11 protein-coding genes are annotated in these 12,275 nt (G+C 63.2%); 7 read left to right on the top strand and 4 right to left on the bottom strand.

Annotated elements, in window-relative coordinates; genetic code table 11:
- Positions 1-32: 32 nt before the first annotated feature.
- A complete protein-coding gene (locus SJY21_RS13115) occupies positions 33-794 on the bottom strand; it encodes a hydroxypyruvate isomerase family protein (protein WP_377511465.1) in 762 nt (253 codons plus the stop codon).
- On the bottom strand, positions 787-1,380 hold the full coding sequence (locus tag SJY21_RS13110; RefSeq protein ID WP_377511462.1) for a DUF1285 domain-containing protein: 594 nt from the start codon (positions 1,378-1,380) through the stop codon (positions 787-789). Before SJY21_RS13110 ends, SJY21_RS13115 begins: the two co-directional genes overlap by 8 nt.
- 62 nt (positions 1,381-1,442) lie before the next feature.
- Between SJY21_RS13110 and SJY21_RS13105 the strand changes: the two genes are divergently transcribed.
- The 4 genes from SJY21_RS13105 to SJY21_RS13090 all read left to right on the top strand — a co-directional run bounded on the left by SJY21_RS13105 (position 1,443) and on the right by SJY21_RS13090 (position 8,232).
- On the top strand, positions 1,443-2,447 hold the full coding sequence (locus SJY21_RS13105; protein WP_377511459.1) for an AAA family ATPase: 1,005 nt from the start codon (positions 1,443-1,445) through the stop codon (positions 2,445-2,447).
- Positions 2,444-3,316: a DUF58 domain-containing protein gene (locus SJY21_RS13100; protein WP_377511456.1), complete on the top strand. Its 873-nt coding sequence runs from the start codon at positions 2,444-2,446 to the stop codon at positions 3,314-3,316. The genes SJY21_RS13105 and SJY21_RS13100 overlap by 4 nt, the downstream gene beginning before the upstream one ends.
- Before the next feature lie 81 nt (positions 3,317-3,397).
- Entirely contained in the window at positions 3,398-6,163 is a 2,766-nt protein-coding gene (locus tag SJY21_RS13095) for a DUF4159 domain-containing protein (protein WP_377511454.1), read from the top strand.
- Positions 6,160-8,232 (top strand): hypothetical protein, encoded by a 2,073-nt coding sequence (locus SJY21_RS13090; protein WP_377511451.1) that lies wholly within the window; start codon positions 6,160-6,162, stop codon positions 8,230-8,232. The genes SJY21_RS13095 and SJY21_RS13090 overlap by 4 nt, the downstream gene beginning before the upstream one ends.
- Before the next feature lie 170 nt (positions 8,233-8,402).
- On the opposite strand, the gene SJY21_RS13085 is transcribed toward SJY21_RS13090, so the two are convergent.
- Complete coding sequence (locus SJY21_RS13085; protein WP_377511448.1) at positions 8,403-8,756, bottom strand: hypothetical protein; 354 nt, start codon at positions 8,754-8,756, stop codon at positions 8,403-8,405.
- 69 nt (positions 8,757-8,825) lie between these two features.
- A complete protein-coding gene (locus tag SJY21_RS13080; protein WP_377511445.1) occupies positions 8,826-9,236 on the bottom strand; it encodes a CopD family protein in 411 nt (136 codons plus the stop codon).
- A 121-nt stretch (positions 9,237-9,357) separates the two neighbouring features.
- Between SJY21_RS13080 and SJY21_RS13075 the strand changes: the two genes are divergently transcribed.
- The 3 genes from SJY21_RS13075 to SJY21_RS13065 are packed head-to-tail and all read left to right on the top strand — an operon-like array spanning position 9,358 to position 12,272.
- Entirely contained in the window at positions 9,358-10,797 is a 1,440-nt protein-coding gene (locus SJY21_RS13075) for an FAD-linked oxidase C-terminal domain-containing protein (protein WP_377511442.1), read from the top strand.
- Positions 10,798-10,806: 9 nt separating this feature from the next.
- Positions 10,807-11,913 (top strand): glycolate oxidase subunit GlcE, encoded by a 1,107-nt coding sequence (glcE, locus tag SJY21_RS13070; RefSeq protein ID WP_377511439.1) that lies wholly within the window; start codon positions 10,807-10,809, stop codon positions 11,911-11,913.
- Positions 11,913-12,272, top strand: coding sequence for a hypothetical protein (locus SJY21_RS13065; protein WP_377511436.1), 360 nt, complete (start codon positions 11,913-11,915; stop codon positions 12,270-12,272). The genes glcE and SJY21_RS13065 overlap by 1 nt, the downstream gene beginning before the upstream one ends.
- Positions 12,273-12,275 lie beyond the last annotated feature (3 nt).

Here is a 12,275-nt window from a genome sequence, read left to right as displayed (position 1 = left end):
CCTTGTGACATACCCCTGCTGACAGCATTGTGTCAGCATGTTTCCAGCCAGTCCAAACCGTCGAGCGTTTCACCCGCGGGTGTGTATTCCCCACTGATCCAGCCGTCATACCCATCTGCCCGCAACCGCGCGAAAAACGCTTTGTAATCAATGTCCCCGCCCGTGGGTTCGTGCCGTCCGGGGAACCCGGCCACCTGCACATGGCGCGCCAGATGGCCGAACTTTTCCCAGCATCCCATCACGTCGCCTGTAATCCGGTGGGCATGGTAAGCGTCAAATTGCAGGTGCAGGTTGGGTGCGGCGACCTCGGCCAGAATGCCTGCGGCCTGATCAAAGTCATTCAGATAGTAGCCGGGCATATCCACCGGATTGATCGGCTCGATCGTCAGGCTTTGCTTTGGTGCAACCGCGGCCGCCCAGCGCAAATTCTCAACGAAAACCTGCCGCGCTGCAGCCCCTTCGGCGACCCCTGCCATGATATGCACGTGCTGCGCGCCCAGCGCCCCCGCATACCGCAGTGCGCGCCGGAACGCCTGCTGAAACCGCGCGTGTTCAGCCGGGACGGCAGCGAAACCGCGCGGCCCGTCCGGATCGGCGTAATTGGGCGGCGGGCAGTTGATCAGCGCCAGTTCCACGCCCGCTTGCGCAATCGCATTGCCCAGATCAGCCGCGTTTTCGTCATATGGAAACAGTACCTCGACCGCGCCGAACCCTGCTTGCGCCGCGGCGCGTGGCCGCTCCAGCATGGGCAGGTCCGCAAACAACCATGTCAGGTTTGCGCAGGTCTTAGGCATCGGGCAATTCCGCCGCCGGGATCACGGCAAAGAACTCCCCGCCCGATCGCAGCCCGAACCAGTCGACCCCATCAACGGTATCAACCTCGCCCAGTTCCACCAACCGGTAGAACGACTTGCGATCAATCAGCGCCTCAAGGTTGGCGCGCACAAGCACATAGGGCGCGGGTTCGCCCGTTTCATCGTCGCGCACCACGCGGATCGGATGCTCGGGCCCCGCGTCAACGAAATCACCCACGTTGGTTTCAAAGCGCAGCACTTCGCCGACCCGCTCGAAATCCACCGCCACAAATGGCGCGTCATCCACTGTGATCCCGACCTTTTCAACCGGTGTCACCAGAAAGTAATCATCGCCATCGCGCCGCAGGATCGTTGAAAACAGCCGCACCAGTTCGGGCCGCCCGATCGGTGTGCCCAGATAAAACCACGTCCCGTCCCGCGCGATCCGCATATCCAGATCGCCGCAGAACGGCGGATTCCACAAATGCACGGGTGGCAGCCCCTTTTTTGAAGCTGCGCGCGCCGAGGATGCGAGGCTTTCCGCCGAAACGTTCACGCCATTGTCACCTTTGATTGTTTTTGCCATTGGGGTCGCCTGCGATATCTGGTCTGATAGACACAGGTTACAGATCAGTAGGAGTGATTGCCATGGCCGCAAACGAGCTTGTGACAGAGATCGAGGCGCTAAGCGCCAAACTGGCCGAAGCGCGCGCCAGTATCGCCCAGCGGTTTATCGGGCAGGACAGCGTGGTTGATTTGACCCTTGCCGCGCTGATGTGTGGTGGCCATGCCCTGTTGATTGGCCTGCCCGGCCTTGGGAAAACGCGCCTTGTCGATACGCTTTCTACGGTCATGGGCCTGTCGGGCAACCGCATTCAGTTCACGCCCGATCTGATGCCCGCTGACATACTAGGCTCCGAAGTTCTGGAAACCGCCGCAGATGGCACCCGCACCTTTCGCTTTATCGAAGGGCCGGTGTTTTGCCAGCTTTTGATGGCTGACGAGATTAACCGCGCCAGCCCGCGCACCCAGTCCGCCCTGCTGCAAGCCATGCAGGAACGCGAGGTCACGATTGCCGGCGAACATCGCCCGCTTGGCAACCCGTTCCATGTTCTCGCCACGCAAAACCCCATTGAACAGGAAGGCACCTATCCGCTGCCGGAAGCCCAGCTTGACCGCTTTCTTGTACAAATCGACGTGCCCTACCCTGATCGCGAAACCGAACGCGATATCCTGATCGCCACGACCGGCGTTGCCGAGGGCGCGGCATCAGCCGTGTTTACAGCCGACGAACTGCTGGCCGCGCAAACCCTGCTGCGCCGCATGCCCGTTGGTGACGCGATTGTCGAAATGATCCTTGACCTGGTGCGCGCCTGCCGCCCCGATGATGATACCGCCCCTGAAACGGTGCGCCAGAACGTCAGCTGGGGCCCCGGCCCTCGCGCAGCGCAAGCCCTAATGTTGACCGTGCGTGCCGAGGCGTTGCTGGATGGCCGCCTTGCCCCGTCCGCCGAAGACGTGCGCCGCATGGCCGCCCCTGTGCTGACCCACCGAATGGCGCTGACCTTTGCGGCCCGTGCGCGCGGCGAAACCGTGGCCGATGTGATTGATCAGGTCGCGGCACAGATCACGACCGTCACCAAAGCCGCATGACGCAATCGGGCGACCTTCGCGCGCGGGCGGAAACGCTTGCCAGTCCCCTGCCCGCCCTTCTGGCCGAGGCAGAACATCTGGCGAGCACCGTTCTGCTGGGCGAACACGGGCGGCGGCGCGCGGGTCTGGGCGATACCTTCTGGCAGTTCCGCCCCGCCCAAAGCCATGACGCCGCGCGCAGCATCGACTGGCGCCGGTCCGCACGGGCTGACGCGCCGTTCGTGCAGGAAAAGGAATGGCAGATCGCGCAAAGCGTGATCCTCTGGGTCGATCAGGGCGCATCAATGGGGTTTTCCTCACACGCCGACCTGCCAACCAAATCGGAACGCGCCCGCGCCCTGGGACTGGCGAGCGCCATCCTGCTGATCCGCGGCAGTGAACGTGTCGGCCTGACGGGCCTGCGCCTGCCTCCGCGCGGCGGCGAGGTCCAGCTTTCCAAACTCGCGGCCCTCTTGTCGCAAGATGACACCGCCGACTATGGCACGCCCGAAGCCCAAGGGATGCTGCCCCACTCGCGCGCGCTGTTCATTTCCGATTTCCTTGGCGATATGCGCGCCACAGAAACCGCCCTTCTGCAGGCCGCAGACCGGGGCGTGCGCGGTGCCCTGGTTCAAATCCTTGACCCGCAAGAGGAAGCATTTCCCTTTGACGGGCGCACCATTTTCGAAAGCATGACAGGGGCCATGCGCCACGAAACCCTGCGTGCAGGCGACCTCAAACAGCAATACCTTGACCGGCTTGCCGCGCGAAAAGACCATCTTGCCCACCTCGCGCGCACCACCGGTTGGCAGTTCACGACCCATCACACCGGCCAAAGTGCCGCCGCCGCCCTGCTGTGGATTTATGGCGCGCTGGAGCGCAAGGCATGACCCGAAACCAACTTCATCTTGGCCATACAACTCCGGGGTCCGAGGCAGCGCCCCGGCGGGCCGCCACAGGCGGAAATCCACATGTTTAGTATCGGACCCTTGGGCTTTGCCGCGCCGTGGATTCTTCTAGGCCTGATCATCCTGCCGCTGCTGTGGCTGCTGCTACGCGCGGTGCCTCCCGCCCCGATCCGGCGGCGCTTTCCGGGTGTGGCACTGCTGCTGGGCCTGACCGACAGCGACAGCCAAAGCGCACGCACGCCGTGGTGGCTTTTGCTGTTGCGTCTGTTGGCAATCGCGGGCGTGATCATCGGCTTTGCCGGGCCTGTGCTGAACCCGCAGACAGAACAGTCGGGCGATGGTCCGCTGCTGGTGCTTGTTGATGGCACTTGGGCGGATGCGCGCGACTGGCAGCGCCGGATCGACCGGCTTGATGTGCTGCTGGCCGAGGCATCACTGGCTGGCCGTCCTGTCGCATTGGTATCCCTGACCGATCTTCCCGCCGAAGGGCCGGTTTTCCAGGCCGCCGATGCCATTGCCACGCGCTTGCCCGCGCTGAAACCCGCGCCATTTGCGCCTGACGGCGAAGCGCTTGCCACCTTCGCAGATACGCTCACCGGTGATTTCGACAGCCTCTGGATGTCTGACGGGCTGGCGCGTGACAGCCGCGCCGATCTGCTCGCGGCGCTGGAAACTCACGGCACCGTGTCCGTGTTTGAAAGCCCGCGCACCATCACGACCCTGCGCCCCGCGCGGTTCGAGGACGGCGATGTGGTGCTGCGCGGCGCCCGTGTCCCCGCAACGACAGCCGCCGAGGCGATGATCCTTGCCATCGGCCCTGATCCGTCCGGTGTCGAGCGCCAGTTGGCCAGCCTGCCGATCACGTGGGAGGCGGGCGAGGCCGAGGCAACTGCCAGCCTCGCCCTGCCACCGGAACTGCGCAACCGCGTGACCCGTTTCGAGATTGCCGGCGTGCAGTCTGCCGGTGCCGTGACCCTGACCGACGATGCGCTGCGCCGGCGCGAAGTTGCGCTGATCGCGGGCGGGGGCGACCGCGAAGGGCTCGAGCTGCTGTCGCCGCTCTATTACCTCAATCAGGCCTTGGTGCCGACCGCCGATCTGATCGACGGCACGCTGGCTGATGTCCTGCTGGCCAATCCGGACGTGATCGTGCTGGCCGATGTGGCCGTGCTGACCGCGCCGGAACAGGACGCCATGCTGGCATGGCTGGACAAGGGCGGCTTGCTGCTGCGCTTTGCCGGTCCGCGCCTCGCCGGGTCCGATATCGGCCGCGCCGAGGAAGACCCGCTGCTGCCTGTGCGCCTGCGATCGGGCGGGCGCAGCATCGGCGGCGCGATGAGCTGGGGCGAACCCAAGGCGCTGGCACCTTTCGCGGATACTTCGCCGTTCTTTGGCCTGGCCATTCCCGATGATGTGACCGTCACGGCGCAGGTGATGGCACAGCCCGATCCAACGCTTTCGGATCGCGTGATTGCATCCCTCAGCGATGGCACGCCGCTGGTCACCCGCAAGGACGTCGGCGCAGGGCAGATCGTGCTGTTTCATGTTACGGCAAATGCGGAGTGGAGCAGCCTGCCCCTGTCGGGCCTGTTCGTGCAGATGCTGGAACGGATGGCGGTTTCGACCCGCCCCGCCCAAGCGGACTCCGCTGAATTGACAGGCACCACCTGGATGCCCGAAGACGTTCTGGACGGTTTTGGCGTGATCCTGCCCGCCGACACCCTGCCCGGTGTCGCCGGTGAACGGCTGGCAACTGGCCTGCCTGCGGCCGATATGCCACCGGGCCTATATGCGGGCGACAAACGTAGAATTGCGGTGAATGTGATGCGTGACGAAACCGAACTTGCGGCCATGCGCTGGCCTGCCCGCATCACCGTTGAAGGGCTGGCCGTGACGGCACAGACCCTGCTGAAAGGCTGGGTTCTCGGCGTTGCGCTATGCTTGCTGGTCGTTGATATCCTCGCGTCGCTGTTGTTGTCGGGTCGCCTGACAGGCGCACGCGCACAGGCCGCAGCGATCATCTGCGCGGCCATGCTGTTCATGCCGCACACGGGACAGGCACAAGAGGCCGACGATACCTTCGCCGTTGCCTCGCTGACCGAGGTGGTGCTGGCCCATGTCATTACCGGCGATGCCCAAGTCGATGATATCGCGGCGGCCGGACTTTACGGGCTGTCGCAGACGCTTTACCGGCGCACCTCGATCGAACCGGCCATGCCGATCGGAGTGAATATCGAAACCGATGAACTGGCGTTCTTCCCCATCCTCTATTGGCCGATCACCGCCAATCAGCCCCTGCCTTCCGCCGATGCCTATGCCAAGCTGAACCGCTATCTGCGCACCGGTGGAATGATCCTGTTCGATACGCGCGATGCGGATCTGACGGGGTTCGGATCAGGATCGCCCGAAGGCCAACGCCTGCAAGCCATCGCACGCCTGCTGGATATTCCCCCGCTTGAACCGATCCCGCAGGACCATGTTTTGACCCGCACATTTTATCTGCTGCAGGAATTTCCGGGCCGCTACACCGGCCGCGAGGTCTGGGTCGAGGCCGCGCCGCCGGACGCCGAACAAGTCGAAGGGATGCCGTTTCGCGACCTGAACGATGGCGTGACACCTGTGGTGATCGGCGGCAACGACTGGGCCGCTGCTTGGGCGATGGATCGCAACGGCAACCGCCTTGTGCCCGTGGGGCGCGGCATGGCCGGTGAGCGCCAGCGCGAGATCGCCCTGCGCTTTGGCGTCAACCTGATCATGCATGTGCTGACGGGCAATTATAAGTCGGATCAGGTGCATGTGCCTGCCCTTCTGGATCGGCTGGGCCAATGAGCGGTGACATCCTTCTTGATCCGTTGATCCCGCTGGTCTTGCTGGGGGCGCTGGCCGCTTTGGCCACCCTTGGCACGGTGCTGGCGGCCTGGCGCAGGTTGTCGGGCTGGTGGCTGCGCGGGCTTGCCGCCCTTGCACTGCTTGCCGCCATCGCAAACCCGTCCATCCAGCGCGAGGACCGCGCGCCGCTGGCCGATATCGTTGTGCTGGTGGTTGATGAAAGTGCCAGCCAGCGCATTTCTGAACGCCCCGATCAAACCGAGGCCGCGATTGCCGATGTGACGGAACAGATCGCCCTGCGCCCCAATACAGACCTGCGTATCGTGCGCATGGGTGACGCATCGGGTGATGGTGGCACACAGATGATGACGGCGCTGACCGAAGCCCTGAGCGAAGAACCGCAAGCGCGGATCGCGGGCATCCTGCTGCTGTCTGACGGGCGAGTGCACGACATGGATCGCGCACCGAACCTGCCCGCACCGCTGCACGCGTTGATCACCGGACAGGACACCGACTGGGACCGCCGCCTGATCGTGCGCAACGCGCCTGCCTTTGCCATCCTGGGTGAACCCGTCACCTTGACCCTGCGGATCGAGGATCAGGGCGCGGCCCCCACTGATGGCGGTTTGGTGCCGCTTAGTATCGCCATCGATGGGGCGGATCCGTTGCAATTCACCATTCCCGTGGGCGAAGACATCGAAGTCCCGATTGATCTGGCGCATGGCGGCATGAACGTGCTGCAATTCGCGACCCCCGTGGCCGAGGGCGAGTTGACCGACCGCAACAACGCCGCCGTCATTCAGATCAACGGCGTGCGCGACCGTTTGCGCGTGTTGCTGGTCAGCGGTGAACCCCACCCCGGAGAGCGCACATGGCGCAACCTGTTGAAATCCGACAGCGCCGTGGATCTTGTGCATTTCACCATTCTACGCCCACCCGAAAAACAGGACGGTGTGCCGGTGGACGAACTGAGCCTGATTGCCTTTCCCACCCGCGAGCTGTTCCTTGAAAAGATCGACGAATTCGATCTGATCATTTTTGACCGCTATAAACGGCGCGGTATCCTGCCCTCGATCTACCTTGATAACATCGCCACCTATGTCGAAGAAGGCGGCGCGGTGCTGATCGCCGCCGGCCCCGATTATGCCAGTGCGGACAGTATCTTTCGGTCGCCGCTGGGGCGCATCCTGCCCGGCACGCCGACTGCGCGCGTGTATGAGCAAGGCTATCTGCCGACCCTGACAGACCTTGGTGCACGCCACCCCGTGACCGAAGGGTTGGACGCGCTCGCGCCCGCCGGACCCGACCAAGACACCCCCGGTTGGGGCCGCTGGTTCCGCCTGATTCAGGTTACACCTGGCGCCGACAGCACGACCGTCATGTCGGGCATCAACGAAGAACCCCTGTTGATCCTTGATCGCGTCGGCGAGGGGCGTGTGTCGCTGCTGGCCTCTGATCAATCCTGGCTTTGGGATCGTGGCTTTGAAGGGGGCGGGCCGCAGCTGGAAATGCTGCGCCGTTTGGCGCATTGGATGATGAAAGAACCCGACCTTGAGGAAGAAATGCTGTGGGCCGAGGGCACGGGCCAATCCATGCGCATCATTCGGCGCACGCTGGATGACACTGTGCCAGATGTAACCGTCACGGCGCCTGACGGCACCGAAACTGTGCTCACGCTCGAAGAAACAACGCCCGGGCGGTTTGAAACCGTTTGGGACGCGCCTGATATGGGCCTTTACCAACTTGCCAACGGCGATCTGGACGCGGTGATCGGGCTGGGCCCTTCGGCCCCGCGCGAGTTCGAGGAAACGATTGCGACGACCGATCTGCTGGGGCCGCTGGCAGAAACAACCGGTGGTGCGGCCGTCATGATCACCGACGGGTTGCCGCAAATCCGCGCCGTGCGCGAAGGCCGCCCGGCATCGGGTCGCGGCTGGATCGGCATCACACCGCGCGCGGCCTACCGCACCGCCGATGTGCAGGTGTTCCCACTCTTGCCTGCTTGGGCATTCGTGTTGCTGGCATCGCTTCTGGTGATCGGCGCGTGGCTGCGAGAAGGGCGGCGATAGTTTTCGGTTCATTGCACGGAATCTAGGCGCAGCCGCCGGGCTGGCGATCTGGCCAAAGTATGTGCCTCTTTCAAGGGAAGGGCGTGCTTTGGAACCAAAAAGTGCCACGCACATAGGTCAGAACGCCATCCCGCGGTCCGTCGATGCACGTCGCACGTTTCACAAGGGACTTAAGGCAGCGCCACAGTCACTGTCTCTGCACTCCACCCATCCACATTGCAACGTGTGCGGATCATGATCGACGCTACTCCATCGGGGATCACAACCCCCGTCAGACTGCGGGTAAACGGTTGTTCCTCCACATGCGGGTGCGCCAGTTCGCGCATGCCCAGGCGCGTGCCATCAGGGGCCAGAACCTCCCAGCCATCGGCATAGTGGTCCCAGCCCGTGTCGGGATGGGCGATGGTCACATCAATACGGAAACTGTCACCATTCGCTGTGACTTTGACATCCGTGACGTCGGGCGCATCTGCCCAGACGGGTGCAGCGCAAACGGCGATCAGGAACGGGACAAAATGTTTCATGTGGCCAGCCTAGCAGCCTGTGATGTGCAGGTCTTGCACTGTGCGATCACAATCTCGCGTGGCGCACCGTCAGAAAGGTTTGACCACCACCACCCAAAGGATCGCGATGACGCCCAGCACGCTGATTTCGTTGAATATCCGCAGGAACAAATCGCTTTCGCGGAACGTGCCGTTCTTGGCCCGCACAACCATCACGCCGGTATAAACATAGTGCAGCGCCAGCAGCAGTACGAGGGCCAGTTTCACCCAGACCCATGCGGGATAGGCCCATGTCCAGCCCAGCCAAAGACCGGTGATCAAGGCAATCACCCCCAGCCCTGCGGAAAAGCGGTAAAGCCGCACTGTCAGGTCGCCTGTGGGGCCAAATTCGCCCAGCCGCGCAAATTCGCGCTTCCAGTAAATCAGCGCGCGCGGCACTGCGAAAATCGAGGTCATCCACCCCATCACGCAAAGAATATGTATGATCTTGAGCCAATCCATGGGGTCTGATTGCCCTGCCTGCGTGACCGCCGCAAGGCATGACAAGATACGGCGTCGAATCTCTTGGCATCGCGCGCCATATTGGTTATAAATGTTTACCAATTCCGCTGGGAGAGCCGCCATGGACATGCCAATACCCGATGCAACCATCATCGCCAGAAAGGCAGCCGTGGTCGAACGGTTGCAGGCTGTCCTGCCCAAATCTGCTGTTATCCACGAAGATCGTCAGGTCAAAGCCTACGAATGCGATGCGCTGACCGCCTATAAATGCCCACCGCTTTGTGCCGTGTTGCCAAGTTCCACCGCCGAAGTCGCTGCCGCCCTCAAGGTCTGCCACGACATGGGCGTGCCGGTTGTTCCGCGCGGGTCGGGCACCTCGCTTGCGGGCGGGGCCTTGCCCACCGCCGATTGCGTGATCCTTGGGGTTGCGCGCCTGAACGGCGTGATCGAAACCAACTACGGTGATCGCTACATCCGCGTTCAATCGGGCCGCACCAACCTGTCCGTCACAGGTGCCGTGGAACAGGACGGGTTCTTTTATGCGCCCGACCCGTCAAGCCAGCTGGCCTGCGCGATTGCCGGCAATATCGCGATGAATTCGGGCGGGGCTCATTGTCTGAAATACGGCGTGACCACCAACAACCTGCTGGGTGTCACCATGGTGATGATGGATGGCACGATCACCGAAATCGGCGGCGCGCACATGGATGCGGGCGGATTGGACCTGCTGGGCCTGATCTGCGGCAGCGAAGGGCAGTTGGGTGTCGTGACCGAAGCCACCCTGCGCATCCTGCCCAAACCCGAAGGCGCGCGCCCCGTGCTGATCGCCTTTGATTCAAGCGAAGTTGCCGGCGCATGCGTCAGCGATATCATCAAGGCAGGCGTGCTACCCGTTGCCATCGAATTCATGGACGAGATGCTGATCGGTGTCTGCGAGGAGTTTTCCGGCGCGGGATATCCCAAATGCGCGGCGCTTTTGATCGTCGAGGTTGAAGGATCGGAGGCCGAGATCGACGAGCAACTTGGTGTGATCACCCAAATTGCCCGCAAACACGACCCCATCGAACTGCGCGAGGCGCAATCGGTCGAAGAGGCGGGGCGCATCTGGGCCGGTCGCAAGGCCGCCTTCAGCGCGATCGGCAAGATCAGCGATTACATGTGTCTTGACGGCACGATCCCTGTGTCGTCGCTCCCCTATGTGCTGCGCCGCATTGGCGAAATGTCGAAACACTACGGGCTTGGCGTAGGCAACGTCTTTCACGCCGGTGACGGCAACATGCACCCGCTGATCCTTTACGATGCCAACAAGCCGGGCGATCTGGAAACCTGCGAGGCGTTCGGTGCCGAAGTTTTAAAACTTTGCGTCGAAGTGGGCGGCTGCCTGACCGGCGAACACGGCGTGGGCATCGAAAAACGCGACCTGATGAATGTGCAGTTTGCCCCCGACGATCTGGAAATCCAGATGGCCGTCAAGGATGTGTTCGATCCCGCATGGCTGCTGAATCCCGCCAAGGTGTTCCCGCTGGATGCCAGCCAGCCACGCCGCGTCGCCGCTGAATAAAGGCCTGTCATGACACCCAAATCCGAGGCCGAGCTGGCCGCTGCAATCGCCGCTGCCACAGGCCCGCTGCACATTACAGGTGGCGGCACGCGCCCCATCGGCAATCCCGTTGACGGCGCCTCCCTCAGCACCGCCAGTCTGAACGGGATCACCCTTTATGAACCTGGCGCGCTGACGCTGGTGGCACAGGCGGGCACCCCCGTGGCGGATATCGAAACGGCGCTGGCCCGCGAAAACCAGCGCCTTGCATTTGAACCCATGGATCACCGCGCGCTGCTGGACACCACAGGCACGCCGACCATCGGCGGGATTGTCGCTGCCAATGTCTCTGGCCCGCGCCGCGTGGCCGTTGGGGCGTGTCGTGATCACATGCTGGGTGTGCGGTTTGTCGACGGGCGCGGCACCGTCATCAAGAACGGCGGCCGCGTGATGAAGAACGTCACCGGCTATGATCTGGTCAAGCTGATGTGCGGCAGCTACGGCACACTTGGGGTAATGAGCGAAGTGTCGCTCAAGGTGCTGCCCCGCCCCGACACCAGCGCGACGATTTCGGTCGCGATTGAGGATGACACCCGCGCTGTGGCGGCCATGTCTGCCGCGCTTGGATCACCGTTTGAAGTATCCGGTGCGGCCCATGATCCGGCCAGCGGCCAGACCCATCTGCGCATCGAAGGGTTCACCGGATCGGTCGCCTATCGCAGTGAAAAACTGGCGAATTTGCTCGCCCCGTTCGGCGCAACAACCGTGACCGAAAATAGCGACACGCTTTGGACTGCGATCCGCGATGTGACTGCCTTTGCCGGTCAGGACGGCGATGTCTGGCGGTTGTCGCTGAAATCCTCGGACGCACCTGCGGTCGTGGCGGGTCTGTCCAAGATGGGTGCGCTTTATGATTGGGGCGGTGGCCTGATCTGGGTTCTGACCAAAGCGGGCCACAACCTGCGCGCCGAAATGGGCGATACCGCAGGCCACGCCACCCTGATCCGCGCCAGCGCGGACACCCGCGCCGCCCTTCCCGTATTTCATCCCGAAAACCCCACAGTCACCGCCCTCTCCACCGGCCTGCGCGCGAAATTCGATCCGCGCGGCATCCTCAACGCCGGGGCGATGGGCTGATGGGGATCGGGTTTGTCGCGATTGCCGTTTTGATCGGCGTGGTCCTTGTCGCCATTCCGCGCGGCGGCCCGGCGCGCTGGCTGTGGATCGGCGCAGGCGCGGCGCTTGCGGTCATGGCGGCGGCCTTTTCCCTGTCTGACGATCCAGACCCCACCGGCATGGGCGACGCCTTTGAAATGCTGATCCTGATGGGTGCGGCCGCGATCTTCCTGATCGCAGCCATCCTGCGATTGGCCTTTCGCCGCCCCGTTCACACCGAAACCGACCTCGCCCCGCGCGACATCAAGCGCCCCATTCTGATCGCTGCCGCGGTCGCTGCCATCCTCTTGATGGTGTTCTTTTTCACCGGCTTTCCCTAGGCA

The sequence above is a fragment of the Octadecabacter sp. R77987 genome (assembly GCF_042466115.1).
In the GTDB taxonomy this organism is placed as follows: Bacteria; Pseudomonadota; Alphaproteobacteria; order Rhodobacterales; family Rhodobacteraceae; genus SW4.
This window is presented reverse-complemented; position numbering and strand designations above follow the sequence as displayed.